Origin of the sequence: Providencia sp. PROV109 (assembly GCF_033681625.1) — a bacterium.
Lineage (GTDB): Bacteria > Pseudomonadota > Gammaproteobacteria > Enterobacterales > Enterobacteriaceae > Providencia > Providencia hangzhouensis.
This window is the reverse complement of sequence record NZ_CP096320.1, coordinates 4,039,371-4,055,138: the sequence shown is the minus strand read 5'-3', so window position 1 is coordinate 4,055,138 and position 15,768 is coordinate 4,039,371. Positions and strand designations below refer to the sequence as shown.

Annotated in this window: 13 protein-coding genes, 1 tRNA gene and 1 pseudogene; 11 read left to right on the top strand and 4 right to left on the bottom strand. The window is 40.7% G+C overall.

All coding sequences use genetic code 11. The annotated features are described in order from the left end of the window. Positions 1–101: 101 nt before the first annotated feature. Positions 102–1,325 (bottom strand): D-alanyl-D-alanine-carboxypeptidase/endopeptidase AmpH, encoded by a 1,224-nt coding sequence (gene ampH, locus M1F25_RS18740; protein WP_181488753.1) that lies wholly within the window; start codon positions 1,323–1,325, stop codon positions 102–104. A 414-nt stretch (positions 1,326–1,739) separates the two neighbouring features. Between ampH and M1F25_RS18735 the strand changes: the two genes are divergently transcribed. The 3 genes and pseudogenes from M1F25_RS18735 to M1F25_RS18725 form a co-directional block, all read left to right on the top strand. Then, positions 1,740–1,824, top strand: a tRNA-Leu gene (locus tag M1F25_RS18735). Positions 1,825–2,141: 317 nt separating this feature from the next. Continuing rightward, complete coding sequence (locus M1F25_RS18730; RefSeq protein ID WP_181488751.1) at positions 2,142–3,407, top strand: tyrosine-type recombinase/integrase; 1,266 nt, start codon at positions 2,142–2,144, stop codon at positions 3,405–3,407. 81 nt (positions 3,408–3,488) lie between these two features. Continuing rightward, a pseudogene (locus M1F25_RS18725) lies at positions 3,489–3,649 on the top strand (integrase); the annotation flags it as partial. A gap of 181 nt (positions 3,650–3,830) precedes the next feature. Here the strand turns inward: M1F25_RS18725 and M1F25_RS18720 are convergent. The 3 genes from M1F25_RS18720 to M1F25_RS18710 form a co-directional block, all read right to left on the bottom strand. After that, entirely contained in the window at positions 3,831–4,625 is a 795-nt protein-coding gene (locus M1F25_RS18720) for a hypothetical protein (protein ID WP_220129044.1), read from the bottom strand. 123 nt (positions 4,626–4,748) lie between these two features. Continuing rightward, a protein-coding gene (locus M1F25_RS18715; RefSeq protein ID WP_094963266.1) for an IS3 family transposase occupies positions 4,749–5,917 on the bottom strand; the annotation gives its coding sequence in 2 pieces (ribosomal slippage) (positions 4,749–5,668 and positions 5,668–5,917; 1,170 coding nt in all). Positions 5,918–6,128: 211 nt separating this feature from the next. Beyond that, positions 6,129–6,677 carry a tyrosine-type DNA invertase gene (locus M1F25_RS18710; RefSeq protein ID WP_014657972.1) on the bottom strand — a complete coding sequence of 183 codons (549 nt, stop codon included), beginning with the start codon at positions 6,675–6,677 and terminating at the stop codon, positions 6,129–6,131. 442 nt (positions 6,678–7,119) lie between these two features. On the opposite strand from M1F25_RS18710, the gene M1F25_RS18705 reads away from it, so the two are divergent. The 8 genes from M1F25_RS18705 (at position 7,120) to M1F25_RS18670 (ending at position 15,762) form a co-directional block, all read left to right on the top strand. Then, positions 7,120–7,791 (top strand): heavy metal response regulator transcription factor, encoded by a 672-nt coding sequence (locus M1F25_RS18705; protein ID WP_004259607.1) that lies wholly within the window; start codon positions 7,120–7,122, stop codon positions 7,789–7,791. Beyond that, positions 7,788–9,152, top strand: coding sequence for a heavy metal sensor histidine kinase (locus tag M1F25_RS18700; protein ID WP_112307647.1), 1,365 nt, complete (start codon positions 7,788–7,790; stop codon positions 9,150–9,152). The genes M1F25_RS18705 and M1F25_RS18700 overlap by 4 nt, the downstream gene beginning before the upstream one ends. Before the next feature lie 88 nt (positions 9,153–9,240). Further along, a complete protein-coding gene (gene msrP / locus M1F25_RS18695) occupies positions 9,241–10,248 on the top strand; it encodes a protein-methionine-sulfoxide reductase catalytic subunit MsrP (protein ID WP_094962362.1) in 1,008 nt (335 codons plus the stop codon). Continuing rightward, positions 10,248–10,856 (top strand): sulfite oxidase heme-binding subunit YedZ, encoded by a 609-nt coding sequence (locus tag M1F25_RS18690; RefSeq protein WP_094962363.1) that lies wholly within the window; start codon positions 10,248–10,250, stop codon positions 10,854–10,856. The genes msrP and M1F25_RS18690 overlap by 1 nt, the downstream gene beginning before the upstream one ends. Before the next feature lie 680 nt (positions 10,857–11,536). Continuing rightward, entirely contained in the window at positions 11,537–11,857 is a 321-nt protein-coding gene (locus M1F25_RS18685; protein WP_004259596.1) for a helix-turn-helix domain-containing protein, read from the top strand. A 187-nt stretch (positions 11,858–12,044) separates the two neighbouring features. Next, positions 12,045–12,587 (top strand): fimbrial protein, encoded by a 543-nt coding sequence (locus M1F25_RS18680; protein WP_004259591.1) that lies wholly within the window; start codon positions 12,045–12,047, stop codon positions 12,585–12,587. 83 nt (positions 12,588–12,670) lie between these two features. After that, the gene (locus tag M1F25_RS18675) at positions 12,671–13,210 is read left to right on the top strand and encodes a fimbrial protein (RefSeq protein WP_004259587.1); all 540 of its coding nucleotides are present in this window, start codon (positions 12,671–12,673) and stop codon (positions 13,208–13,210) included. A gap of 74 nt (positions 13,211–13,284) precedes the next feature. After that, positions 13,285–15,762, top strand: coding sequence for a fimbria/pilus outer membrane usher protein (locus M1F25_RS18670; RefSeq protein ID WP_094962364.1), 2,478 nt, complete (start codon positions 13,285–13,287; stop codon positions 15,760–15,762). Positions 15,763–15,768 lie beyond the last annotated feature (6 nt).

The window sequence follows — 15,768 nt, the reverse complement described above, 5'->3', positions numbered from 1 at the left end:
TCTCAGGCTGTTGTCGCAATTAATGTAATAACGCGGGTAAATCCACGTTTTAAGGTTGGGGTGTAACTCGCCATTGCTTGTAACGCTTCGGCGGTACTCCTTCAATGCTTCCCATACGCATGGTTAGCAGACAGTGAAGCGACCAGTTCGTTAACTCCAATTGTTAATTTACTGAATTTACTGTTATCTTTGCGGGTCATCACCACAAATACCCCAATATTTTGCTGTGGGATCATCGCCATATAGGTATTAAACCCACCGCCACCGCCAGTTTTTTGATAAATTCCCGGAGTGCCGTTTTTAGGCTTCATATACACCCACCCAAGACCGAGTCCATCAGCATGGCCTGCAACATCCATCCCATTAATTTCTAAAAGCTTTTCACGTGGAAAATAGATGCCTTGTTCACGGGCTGCTGTGACTTTTCTTAAGTTACTGTCTGTCGATAAAAATTGTTGCATCCATTTTTGCATATCTGCAGGGGTAGAATACACGCCACCACTTCCTGCTGCCGCGAGTGTGTTATGGCAAGGGCTTGGTTTTGTTCCTTCCATTAACCGTGCGCACTGCGCATTGTTAGGGGTATAAGTGGTATTCGTCATTTTGGCGGGAGATGTCACATAGTGGTTAAATAATTGGGGATAAGAGACTCCCGAAGCTTTAACCATCGCATCAGCCAATAAGTCATATGCTAAGTTGGAATAAGAAGCTTCTGTGCCTGGTGTCGCATCTAACTTACCTGTTTTTAGCCATGCCCAGCGGTTATCTTGAGTTGGCCAAATAAAAACAGGGCGACCCCATTTTCCACCGGGTTGTTCGCGAGGTAATCCACTAGTATGGCTCGCTAAATGATATAAGCGAATAGGCTGCCCGCTGGCATTATCAGGCACATTAACGCCGTGGTAGGCATACTGCTGTAACGGATCAGTAATTAACAGCTTCTTATCCTGTTCGAGCTTAATTAATATTTCGCTTGTCATTAATTTGGTAATTGATGCAATGCGAATTAATGAATTTGGACCGGGTTTTTTACCATTGCCAGGTGCGGTTTCACCATAATAGCGTGATAACGCCTGATTATTATCGATAACAATGATTGCCATGCCCCGTGCATTGCTTTCATTAAAAATGCGGTTAGCATACAAATCGACAATCTTAGCGACGCGCTCGTAAGTCCTTCTATCTCCCTCAAAAACCTGCCAATCTGAGGATTCAATATCATTACTTTGCAGAAACTTTGGTGCTTTTTCTGTCTTACTTGAGCACGCCATTAACACCAAAGACAATGCAGATACAGACAGAATTTTTAGAAATGATTTCTTCATGTTGGAAGCCAGCCGATATGATTGTTTGCAAATGACCTTTCAGCCAATATTATTTTTTCTTAGCGAAAATCTTCATTACGACACCAATTAAGATGCCAATAAAGATACCTGTTGCTATCCACCCAACAAAACCCATGATTAAACCTTAAATATTGACATTAGATTGCAGATAAACTAACAAAAATAATGACCTGCCGCCAGCCACAGAGCCTTGCGATAAGAAAAATAATTTGGGAGAAGTTAACATACTCATTAATAGATATATAAACAAAAGAAGCTTTCCCAGTGATTTAATCAGATCTAAGGAATATGCTTTTTTTTTAATCGAACAAACTGTAACTTCACGAATAAGTGTTGCCAGTAGACACAAGGCAAGTATAATGGCAGCGTTTTCCAAGAAACACATCACTTCGTGCCGGAGTGGCGGAATTGGTAGACGCAGTTGATTCAAAATCAACCGCCTTCGGGTGTGCCGGTTCGAGTCCGGCCTTCGGCACCATAAGAACATCAAGAGACGTCAACCGACGTCTTTTTTTGTATCTGAAATCCAGTGTTTGCAAGGCTTCCCCCGTGTTTTCAGTCAATGCATGTCAACCTAACTCAACCCACATCAACCTCCGAGTGAGTATACATCTGAGTATATACACCGCTTCGATAATGAATGTATACTCATTATATCTCGAATTACCGATGCTAAAGCAATACAGGCGCAGCCTGTGGCGTAGGTACATAGTTGATTATGTCACTCGAAATCATCAACTGTAATCTGAGATATCTCGTTTATATACTCACTCTGGGGTGAAGAGGACAAAGAATATGGCATTAACCGATATGAAAGTTCGTGCAGCTAAACCAGACGAGAAAGCTTATACACTGACAGACAGTGATGGCTTGTTTCTTTATATTCACCCCAATGGTTCTAAATATTGGCGCTTCCGTTTTCGCTTTGGCGGCAAACAACATTTAATGGCTTTTGGTGTATACCCTGAAATTTCTTTAGCAGATGCCAGAGAAAGAAGGGATGCCGCTAGAAAGCAAGTTGCTTTAGGTATCGATCCTCGTGAGCTCAAGAAAGAATTAAAGGAAGAGCAGCAAAAAGAGTTCAATACCTTTGAGAAGGTTGCTCGTGATTGGCATGCAACAAATAAGAAGTGGTCAGAAGGTCATAGCCATCGAGTACTCAAAAGCCTTGAGGACAATATCTTTGCTGCTATTGGTAAGCGTAATATCGCTGAACTGAAAACTCGCGATCTACTCGAACCGATTAAAGCCGTAGAGATGTCTGGACGTCTTGAGGTGGCGGCGCGTTTACAACAACGTGTAACAGGCATCATGCGCTATGCCGTACAAAGCGGTTTAATTGACTATAACCCAGCGCAAGACATTGCTGGTGCAGTTGCCACTGGTAAAAGAGTTCATAGAGCAGCATTAGAGCTTAAACGCCTACCTGAGTTCTTACAACGTATTGACGATTATAAAGGAAGACCTTTAACTAAACTTGCCGTCAAACTTACCTTGTTAGTCTTCATTCGTTCCAGTGAACTACGCTTCGCCCGTTGGGATGAAATTGATTTTGAGAATGCCATGTGGACGATCCCTGCTGAACGCGAAGCGATAGAAGGGGTTAAGCACTCCCATCGTGGATCAAAAATGCGTACTCCTCACTTAGTCCCTTTAAGCCGACAAGCCATTGAGATTTTAAAACAGATCTATCAATTCAGCGGTAACCATGAATTGATATTTATCGGCGATCACAACCCTAGAAAACCGATGAGTGAAAATACGGTAAACAACGCATTACGAGTGATGGGCTATGACACTAAGACAGAAGTATGTGGGCATGGCTTCAGAACGATGGCGTGTAGCTCGTTGATTGAGTCAGGGCTATGGTCGAAGGATGCAGTAGAAAGGCAAATGAGCCACCAAGAACGCAACTCAGTGAGGGCTGCTTATATTCATAGAGCTGAACATATTGAGGAACGGAGGCTGATGGTGCAGTGGTGGGCTGATTATCTGGATGCGAATAGGGAGAGGGAAATTTCGCCGTTTAGTTTTGCGAAATTAGGCAATGAGATAGTGTGAGGGTTGCAGATACAGTTTTGCATACCTTGCTAGATATTCATCAAAAGCTGGTTAGCCAAGAAAGCGATTTAATTGCTTAGGTATGAAGGAGGGCTAACAGGACACGGTCTTCGCCACGAGATGGGGACTATCGTGAGAAAGGTTTTAATTTAGCATGGGTTGAAACCCAGCTGGCACATATCGATAAAAACGCGAACCGTGGCATGTATAACCATGTTCAGTATGTGGATGGACACAAATAAATGATGCAGCGGTATGCGGATTACATGGATGAGTTGGAGGGGAGCTTGGATAATGTGGTTAGTGTGAATTTTAAGTAACTAAAATAGCCATTCGTACGTAAATGCGTATAGATGGCTTTGTAAGATGGGTTATATTCGCGATTTCATGCAATTTATATCGAAAATTAGTGAAGCGGACTCCCTAAGCAGATGGTAATCCAAGTTTGTCAAAGAATGCACGGTTACGCTCTCCTGCAGCTTTCACCAATTGATCAAAACTAATCACTTCGATATAAGCGTGGGAAGGTTCGTTATAACCGAAATAGCCCATCCCATCAGATGTGATCCGCAAATTGCCCCGACGACAGCGTCGGTGCATAGATTCAGTGAGGTCACAAAGAACGTAACAATAGCCAGGTATGTCATTATTACCTGGAATTGGGCGGCCATTCTTTGTCGTTACCTTCCCTTCACGTATACGCTCTAAATAACTGAGTGCTTGATCAATAGGATCTTTATCTTCACCTTCTCGCATATCATTTCGCATTGGCCGTTTGATTTCGACAACGGTAATGGAGGCAAGTGGGAAGCTGTTTTGGTCATTAACAAGAAGTGGGTTGTCAAATACTTTCATGCTGAGTAAATCAGGTTCCTTTGTAGAACTATTGCCAGTGATAGGCATCGAGTTGAGCGTTTTATCCGAAGCTAAATAGTTATGAAATGCCAAACGTTCGTCAATTAACCAAAGGTTGCAGGAATCAAGGAAAATCTCGCCGGAATCTTTGCGCATAGGCATGATAAGTTCATGGATCATATCTTCACGGGCATATTTTCCGTCTTCTAGCCGCTCAATAGATTTTTGTAGAAGGTCAATAATCACCTTGCGGTGAGAAACATAATTGGCAAGATCTGACTTTTTAAGGTCCCCAGCTCTGCGTAGGTACTCGCTTAGTCGCTCCTTATATTCTTCTACATGTTCTTTATTCTGGGGCTGCATGATATCGTGGCCTTCGCTCACCAGTTGGCGCTCTACTTCATACCACTGAGCATGTAAATGCAACTCTAGTTCTTTATCTGACTTCTCAGGGTCAACGATCAGTAAATCTTCTGGATGTAGTGGTCAACTAAAATTGGCCACGGTTTTAGAGTTTTTCCGGTATTGGTTTTCTGATTCGTTTGGTGGTAATCCACCGTTATATTCATGCGGCCTGACTTCGCTGTAATACCCGACGATATAATCCGTTATTGCATGGGCTGCTTCACTGAAGCTGATGTAGCCGGTCACCGGCACCCACTCATTTTTCAGACTTCTGAAGAAGCGCTCCATCGGGCTGTTATCCCAGCAGTTACCACGCCTACTCATACTTTGTTTTATCCGGTATCGCCACAGTAACTGTCGGAACTGCCTGCTTGTATAGTGGCTACCCTGATCACTGTGGAACATGAGCCCGGATGGCTTATTTCGTATTTCCCATGCCATTTTCAGCGCTTTGGTTGTCAGTTTGCTGTCCGGAGAAAATGACATTGCCCAGCCCACGGGTTTCCTTGCGAACAGGTCGAGTACAACGGCCAGGTATGCCCAGCGTTTACCGGTCCAGATATACGTTACGTCGCCGCACCATACCTGATTGGGCTCTGTCACTGCGAACTGTCGCTCAAGGTGGTTCGGGATAGCAATGTGTTCATGACCGCCACGTTTATACCGGTGAACAGGCTGCTGACAGCTCACCAGCCCCATCTCCTTCATTAGCCGTCCGGCAAGCCATCGTCCCATCCGGAAGCCCCTGTGTGTTGCCATTACAGCGATACTTCTTGCACCTGCTGAGCCATGACTGAGGCCGTGCAGCTCCTGAACCTGACTACGTAATACGGCTCTCCTGCCGTCCGGATTGTCAGGCCGGTTTTCCCGGTATCTATAGCTGCTGCGGTGAACTCCGAACACGCAGCAAAGAGTGGCCACAGGATAATGCGCTCTGAGTTTCCCGATCACCGAGACCTGTTCAGGGAGTCTGACATCAAGAGCGCGGTAGCCTTTTTTAATATTTCGTTTTCCATTTCAATACGTTGAATTTTTTTCTTCAGCTCACGTATCTCAATTTGTTCCGGCGTGATAGGGGATGCTTTCGGTGTTTTGCCTGCCCGTTCGTCCCGTAATTGCTTTACCCACCGCGTCAAGGTGGAAAGCCCGATATTCATGGCTTTCGCGGCATCTGCAACTGTATAGTTCTGATCCACAACCAGCTGGGCTGATTCACGTCTGAATTCTGCACTGAAATTTCGTTTTTTCATTAAGGCACCTGTGTTGTTCTGAGGTGAGCATATCACCTCTGTTCAGGTGGCCAAATTTATTAAACCACTACAATACATAGCGTTATTTACACGCTACGTATTTGACGTGTATTTTCATTTAACTTAAGATGCACCTAATTCATTACGTTTGTCAATTTGGTGCATTTTGACAACTCTTTTAGCGCCTTTATCCCACCATATAGCACCTTTCTTACCACACTCCCCGAAATCTTGCAGGGTTACTTGCTGTGTATCGTACGGTATGTTGTATATTCGTATGCCCCAAATAATCCTGAATTAAACGCGTATCGGCACCTCTATCCGCTAATGCATAACCACATGCATGTCGTAACATGTGGGGATGAATACCTAGGGTCAGCTCAGCTAGCTCGCCAAGTCGTGAAAAAAGTTGATAAAAGCGCTGGCGAGTCATGGCAGTCCCTCTTTCAGATAAGAATAACCACTGGCTTTCTTTCCCTTTCCATGTATTTCTAATTTTTAGCCAAGCTTTAATGAGTGGGATCTCTTCATCAATCAGTGGGTGATTAACTGAAAAACCATTCTTTAAACGGTGTACATAAAGTTCATTACTTTCTAAGTTAAGATCAGATAATTTTAGCGATAGGGCTTCGCTTGCCCTTAGACCATGTATAAAGCACATATAAATTAAGCAAGAATTACGTTCGGGATGTCGCGACAAATGACAAGCAGCTAAAAGTCGAGATATTTCCTGTTGAGTTAAATACTTACGAGTGGACATGAACGTTTCCCTATTTAGTCAAAAAAGGTCAATCATATCTAAATTAATCGACCTAACACATTAATTTTTTTAGATAAATATAATGCCTTTATTCTATGAGTGAAATAAAAAATTATTTATTATCCGCCAAGTCGGTAATTGAAGACTAATTAACTAAAGTTTTATATTTGGTTAATCAATTTTTATTCTGTGTTATAAATGCGAGGGAAAAGGGATTATTTGCCTACGAAACAATACTTGCTCGTCGATGAAAGCAGCTAATTTCCATTTTTCGTGCCGGCCCACTCACCATTCTACGAGTTGCTTTTAATGGCCCCATGTTGTTTTTTCCCGCTGTCTTTCTCCGAGTATTTTATGGTTAAATTCCTACCCGTTTCTTTAAAGGGAAAATTTCTTTAAGATGAAATGGAGTTAAGTCAAATAAAGTCACTATTAGGTTCCCATGAGAATACTATTAATTGAAGATCACCTAAAAACCCAAGTGTGGGTCAAAAATGGGTTAGAAGAAGCGGGTTTTCTCGTTGATGTGACTAATGATGGTCGCGATGGTCTCTATTTTGCCTTAGAAAACAGTTATCAATTGGTGATCCTCGATATCATGCTGCCTGGTATGAATGGCTGGGAAATTTTAAAAATCTTACGCACAGCTAAAAACATACCGGTGATTTGCCTCACTGCGCGGGATGCCGTTGATGACAGAATTAAAGGTTTAGAGCTTGGTGCCAATGACTATCTCGTTAAGCCGTTTTCGTTTTCTGAATTATTAGCCAGGGTTAAAAACCAATTAAAAATTAACCAGCCAGCCTCAACCACCATAACTATTGCGGATTTAAAAATCGACTTAACTCGCCACGATGTTGAGCGTGCTGGAAAGAAAATCACCTTAACTCGGCAAGAGTTTTCCTTATTGCTGTTTTTCGTTCTACATTGCGATGAAATTTTACCTAGAACCTTAATTGCTAGCGAAGTTTGGGGCATCGATTTTGAAAGTGACACGAATATTATTGATGTGGCTATCCGTCGATTGAGAAAAAAAATCGATGATGAATTTGACGTTAAACTCATCGAAACCATTCGAGGGATGGGATACCGTTTAAATAGGCCAATAGAATGAAAAAGAAATCACTTCGATTCAAACTTATTTCTCTGTTTATCATTCTTATGGTTACTAATGCTGGAGTGGTGACATGGATTTTGTATCATTCACTCAAAAATGAACTATCTCAACAAGATAATAATTTACTGGTTAACCGTGCGGAGCAGCTTGCCAAACTCATCGCTGGTGGCATTGATATCAAAACACTTCCCATGTATTTCCAAAGCATGATGGACATGCGCCAAGACTTGATCCAAATCTCTGATGCAGCAGGGCAAATATTGGTCACAACCAATCGCGAGTTATTGGGCTCCCAACCTCTTCAGTTAGTCAATCTTGAGCAGCTAAACATCAATGCCATTAACCATTGGCAAACTGCTCAAGGCATCCCTATTTCTGCGGTCTATTTTTCGATGAATTCTCCAATAGGGCCGCTCCATGTGGTGCTTGGTAAAGTTTCTGTCGACCGTAGTGGCGTGTTGGCTCAATATCTTACCCAAAGCGTGGTGATTTCTGTCCTCTCAATTTTGCTGATGGGGCTACTTAGCTTATGGCTGTTGAAAAAAGGGTTATCCGAGATTCAAGCATTGAGCCAGATAACGGTCAAAACAGACGTTCATGCATTAAATGATCCAATCGATATTGATCAGCTACCACAAGAGCTAAAAGAGCTGGGCGAATCAATGAATACGATGCGCCAGCGGTTAAAGCATGATTTTGTCAAACTTACTCAATTTGCTGATGACTTGGCGCATGAGTTGAGAACCCCAATTAATGCGATTCGGGTACAAAATGAAATTACACTTCAGCGCTCGCGCAGTGTTAGCGAATATGAAGGGATGATAGTCAGTAATATTGAAGAGCTCGATAAACTGTCACAAATGATCCAAAGTACTTTGTTTATTGCCCGTGCGGAAAATAAAAATATTACCTTAAATCGAGAAAAACTTTCCTTATATACGTTAGTTAACGATGTTTACGAACTCTTTTCTGCCTATGCAGAAGAAAAACAGATTGAGCTGTATTGTGAGCCCTCATCCCTGACTCTGGATGCTGACCCAGTATTACTCAGCCGAGTTTTAGTGAATATTGTCTCCAACGCGATTAAATATTCTCACCCAGGCACTTGCGTCGTTACCCAAATTATTGCTCTGCCGCAACAGCGAGAAATTAAAATTACTAACCAAGGTGAACCTCTACAAAATAGTGATGAAATTTTCACCCGTTTTTGGCGCGGGGATAATGCTCGAACGACAGAGGGAACAGGACTCGGGTTAGCGATTGTGAAAGCGATAGTCGAATTACATGGCGGATCAGCGAGTTTTGAACACCATGCAGGAACCAGTACCATTACCCTGAAATTTCCTACAATTAAGTAAGATGACAAATTTGTCATCTTACTGTCAGCCACTTTTGTCGTACTTTCGGTATAACTAATTTCATATCCTTTTTGCTATGGAGCGCATGATGAAAAAGTTACCTAAAATTCCCGCATCTCAAATCACGGATGAAACCCTCTTTTTTATGAAACGCCGTCAGCTACTTAAGGCTTTAGGCATTGGAGCTGCAGGTTTAACCGTTGCGACGACGGCTAATGCAGGGCTGTTTTCTTGGTTCGATGACGATACGCCAACACCTCCGATGACGCCAAGAAAACCTCTGACATTTATTCAACCTGAAGAGTTTCAGCCATCTTTAACCCTCACCCCTGAAGATAAAGTGATTGGTTATAATAATTTTTATGAATTTGGGCTCGGTAAATCCGATCCTGCCGAGAATGCCCATACTTTAGTCACGGATGAGTGGACGGTGACAATAGATGGCGAAGTGAATCGTCCCCTGACGCTTAATTTAGATGACATAAACACTAAGTTTCCCTTAGAGGAGCGCATCTATCGCATGCGCTGTGTTGAGGCTTGGTCGATGGTCATTCCATGGGTTGGCTTTCCTTTAGCGAAATTATTGGCTTTAGTCGAACCCACTAGCAAAGCTAAATATGTGGCTTTTGAAACACGCTACGCACCAGAACAAATGCCAGGACAAAAAAGTCGTTATATTGGTGGTGGTTTATCGTACCCCTATGTTGAAGGGCTACGCTTAGACGAAGCTATGAATCCACTGACTTTGCTGGCGACCGGCGTTTATGGAAAAACATTACCCAACCAAAACGGAGCACCGATCCGGTTGGTCGTACCATGGAAATATGGCTTTAAAGGGATTAAATCTATCGTCAAAATTCGCCTTACTGAGCAAATGCCTGACACGACATGGAACTTATCAGCGCCGAGCGAATATGGCTTTTTTGCCAATGTGAATCCAGATGTAAGCCATCCTCGTTGGTCACAAGCCACCGAACGTTTTATTGGTGCTGGGGGCTTAGGCCAAGTGACCCGCCAGCCAACATTGTTGTTTAATGGATATGGCGAACAAGTGGCAAGTTTGTATCAAGGAATGGATTTGCGGAGATATTATTGATGCCCCAAGACAATAAGTTCATTGTTGGATTAACCAAAGGGAGCTTTCATCTTATTGCTTTGCTCCCTTTGGTATGGCTGATTTTTTTAGTCGATACCCAACGGCTTGGAGCCGACCCTGCCAAAGATATCCAACATTTTACAGGAATAGCGGCTTTACGTTTGCTCGTTATTATTGTACTGATCCCACTGGTTGCGAAATTATTGCGATTTACTGCCTTGTTTCAGACGCGAAAATTACTGGGGTTATGGTGTTTTTTCTGGGCTGTGCTGCATTTAAGTAGCTATCTATTACTTGAAATTGGCGTAAATAATTTGGCGCTATTTTTCGAAGAGATTTTTTCGCGGCTCTATTTAGTGATTGGCGCGATAGCTTGGTTGTGTTTATTGTTGATGGCAGTCAGTTCATTCAACCGTATACGCCTTTATTTGGGCGTATGGTGGAAAAGAATTCATATGCTGCTTTACCCTACGCTCATATTGGCGCTTTGCCACTATACTTTGTCATTAAAAACCTTAACACCTGAACCATTTATCTATTTAGCCATCGTGGGAAGTGCGTTTGCTTATCGCATGCGGAGCCAGCAAACACAACGAATAAAATCTTAATAAAGGTTGACGTGCTTTAATTGTATTCCTACCTGATATTATCAAATGCCGGTACTGAAGTTTCTCAGTATTAGGCATTCACTTTATCAAAGCACAAAATTACATGTGTGAAATATAATCTCTTAATACTCATTATTAGTGTAATAAATCCCCTGATTTTTAGACTGTGTTGGAATTTATTGGGTGCTAGTGATGATTTCTGTGGTATATAATTTCGATTATAAATTTTACGGTAATTTATAATTAATTTGTTGGTGTTTGTAAATAACAAGGTTAAGATAAATCTTAAAAAAATCTCATATAATTTACAAACACAAAATCTGAGTAAATCTACTTTTTTAAGTTGTATTTCGTGGTTGAAATTTAACCATAAAATACATCTCATTAGTAAAAAATATGTTTTAATATTTTTAAGTGTATCAAAATGTAATTTTTTAGGTGGTAAGCTTTGGTTTTTAATCTATAACATACTGTTATTTATATTATTAATTTAAGTGTGATTTTTTTTTGTTACATTTCTCCTATATTAATAGAGCGATAAATGTTTTTAATAGTAATCAATTTGCTCTATCGATTATACAAAATAAATAATCAGACATATAATAATCAAAAATTTTAGGACGGTATCTATGGTTCAGATTGGTGCCTATAATTAATTTTTAATATAAAGGTTAAATTAAATGACTTATTTTTCTAATGAGATAAATAAAGAAATAGGGCAGTATCTGAGAGGAATTAGAAAAGAGCGAAACTTAACAGGGGAAGAGTTGGCAAAAAGATTGAATATTAGTCAACAGCAGATATCTCGATATGAAACGGGAAAAACAAAACTGACATTTGAAATGATGGACACAATCCTTTTGATATTCAATAAGTCATGGAGAGACCTTTTTAATCATGTAATAGATAGATATGATAATGAAAGATTACAATGTATTATAAAAAATGAAAATAATTATTTTGCTATCTTAGATAAAGACACTAAAAAAATGTGGCGTTAATTCAGTCAATAAAAATATAACCTATTTTACAAAGTGTAATCATTAAATATAACTTGTATATATGATAACTTTATTAAAAATAATCATTAATTTAATTAAAAATAATGATTATTTTTATCTAAAGTTGTTATTAACAACTATTTGGCGAAACATACATTATACGAGTATTATACAGGATTAAATAATCATGAAATTGAATAAATTTGTAATGGGTGCTGTATTTGCATCAGGCTTTGCTTCGTTCGCAGCAATGGCTGCTTATACTGGTACACCTACTAACGGTACTATCGAATTTTCAGGTGAATTAGTGAATTCTGCTTGTGGTTTAAGTGAAGAATCAAGTCCTGTAAAAGTAAACTTTTATCAGATCCCTGTTTCTAATTTAAAAAATGGTGAGCGTGCAGGTAATATCAAGAAAGATATCGTTCTGCAAGGGTGTGATACTACCGTTGCACAAACTGCAACTGTAACTTATACACCATCAACTATTAACCCTAATGATAATACATTAGCGGCGTTCACTTCAGGTACTGCAAGTGGTGCTGGTATCGGTTTAAGAGACAATGGAAATAAAGATGTTGTTTGGGGACAAGCTTCTACAGCAGTTAATTTAACTGATGGTAAAACTGCAATTCCATTCGTTGCTTATTTAAAATCTGATAATGCATCTAATGCAGTAACTCCAGGTAGCTTTGATTCAACCATCAATTTTAAAATTGATTACCAATAATTTGTAATTGATTTTATACCAAGATGCGGAGTGTTAAATACTCCGCATTAATAAAATCTACCAATAACTAAATGGTATTATCCATGACTATTCGGGTTGCAAAAATAGCACTAGGCTCTAGTTTGCTATGGCCTCTATTAAGTTGGGGAATGACCGCCAATAACACCCCTGGTGATATTGTAATGCAAGGTGAATTAATAGAAGCCTCATGTACGATTGATCCTGAAAGCCGAGAACTTTGGGTTAATTTTGGTGAAATCAGTGCCCGAGAGATCACTCCTGAAGTCAATATGCTGGTGAGTAAGAATTTTGCTATAAAGCTCGTTGGATGTACGTTGCCTTCTAATGATAAAGGTAGTGCATCACGCGCGCAAATAACCATGATGGGAACATCTGTTAATGATGATCAACTTTTACAAGTAAGCGGCGATTCAGAGGGGTTTGGAATTCAGTTTAGAGACTCTCACGGCGAAATACTTAAACTTAATAGAAAAATGCCGGATTACACATTATTAGAAGGGCGCAATAGATTAGATTTTACTGCAATTTTAGTTGCTTATCAAAAGCATATTAAGGCAGGTGATTTCGCTGGAGTTCTAAGGTTTAGAATGGATTATTTCTAAAGCTAATAATAATTACATATAAAAGAGAATTGAGCTAAATCTCTAGCCTAATGAGTGAATACTGAGTAACTAAAATGATTATTTTAAATGGAAATATAAATAATATAAAAAAACTATTTGCAATATATATTGCAGTACTTTGCTATTCACCAAATATGTCTGCAAATGATCTTGTTGAGTTTAATGTTGACGTATTAGATGTTGGTGACCGTAACAATATTGATTTAACTCGATTCTCTAAAGATAATTTCGTATTTCCTGGGACATATTTATTAGATCTCTATATTAATGGACAATCATTGTCTCAGCAGAAGGTCACTTATATTACCGATCCTCACGATAGTGAAAAATCATTAGTTTGTTTTACCCCTAAGCAAATTGAAATGTTAGCGCTCAAAGAAGATGCGTTAAAAAAAATCCAAGCCATATCCCCTGAATGTTCAAATATTTTACCTATTTCAGGCGTTAAAATTAATAATCATGAAGGCAAACTGGATATCACTATTCCACAGGCATGGATGAAATATTCCGATCCTAGTTGGGTGCCGCCTGAGCGTTGGGATTCTGGGGTTTCAGGCCTTATATTTGATTATAACCTGACCGGGTCAGTTTCTCGTTCTTTGACGACACATACAAATAAACACTCATTATCAGCATATGGCCAAACGGGATTTAACTTGGGGGCATGGCGTTTTAGAGCTGATTATCAAGCTAATTATAACGAGCGTGGCGATAGAAAATTCGATTGGAACCAGTTTTATGCATATCGTCCTCTGATCCACATGGCGGCTAAGCTGACACTGGGTGAAATTTATCTAAGTTCTCAGGTTTTTGACACGATTCGCTTCACTGGTTTTAACCTTGCCAGTGATGAACGTATGTTACCGCCGAATCTACGAGGATATGCACCACAGATTAATGGTATCGCGAAAAGCAATTCAAAAATTGTTGTGACTCAAGCTGGGCGTGTCGTTTATGAAACGACGGTACCTGCGGGGCCATTCAGTATTCAAGATTTGCAAAGCTCAATCCGTGGAACCTTGGATGTCAAAGTTGAAGGTGATGACGGCGAGGTATCGACTTTTCAAGTTGATACGGCAAATATCCCTTATTTAACTCGCCCGGGTTATGTGCGTTACAACGCTTCGGTCGGTAAGCCATCTCGATTTAATCACAAGCCTGAGGGGCCAATGTTTGCCACGGGAGATTTCTCTTGGGGGCTGAGCAATAACTGGTCACTCATTGGAGGCCTACTTTTTGCGGGTAGGGATTACACCGCAATATCTGCTGGGTTAGGGCGCGATTTATCTATATTTGGTGCACTTTCTGCAGATATCACACAATCCATTAGCCGAATGCCGGGTGATAACACACAAACGGGTTCTTCTTATCGTCTGAGTTATTCAAAGTCATTTGATGAACTTAACAGTACGATTACTTTTGCGGGTTACCGCTTCTCGCAGGATAAGTTTAGAACGCTGTCGCAATATTTAGATGAGCGTGAAAACAAATATCTGGGTATTGGCCGTCAAAAAGAGATGTATACCGTTACAGGGAATAAAACTTTTTGGGCGGATGATCCTGATTGGAGAACGACAGTATTCTTAACTTATACCCATCAGACCTTTTGGGACCAAACATCTCAAGATAGATATGGCTTATCCGTGGGGCGAACATTTCGTCTAATGGGCATCAATGGTGTCTCAACCAATATTGCGGCTTACCGTTCTGACTATCGAGGTCGACGTGACGATAGCATTTCACTTTCGGTTTCAGTGCCTGTTGGTGATAGCCGTTGGGCTGGATACGACTTGCAAAATAGTGGTAGTAAGACCAGCCATATGCTGTCTTACAGTGATAACAGGGATACGAATAATTTATGGCGAGTTAGAGCCGGCCGAAGCAGCGATGATCGCGTCCGGTTTGATGGATATTATCAAAAACGGACGCAACTTGCTGAAGTTAATACCAATGTGAGCTATCAAGAAAGACAAACGGCATCGATCAACGGGACATTGCGCGGTGGCTTCACTGCTACTAAGCATGGTGCTGCATTGCATAACAGCACCGGTACAACGGATACAGCAAGAATTATGGTCGATACCAACGGTGTTGGTGGCGTGCCGTTTAACCATGAAAAAACGCGAACTAACTGGGCTGGTATCTCTGTTGTGCCTGATATTGTCAGCTATTACAGCTTCGACACACGTATTGATGTCGATAAGTTAAAAAATAACGTTGATACCAATAAGGCGATCGCAACCTCGACATTAACAGAAGGGGCAATCGGTTATCAGCGATTTGATGTTGCACAAGGTGAAAAGCTCATTGCCACCATTCGTTATAACGATACGGTACCTCCGTTTGGTGCTGATGTGACAAACGCGGATGGAATTAACATTGCCATGTTAATGGAAAATGGGTTGGCATACTTGATGGCAGTAAATCCTAAAGAAACGTTAACAGTATCTTGGGGTGGAAAAGCGCAATGTAAAATTCAACTGCCTGAAAAAATAAATTCGGGCATGTCAGTTTTGCTGCCTTGCCAATAATGTAAT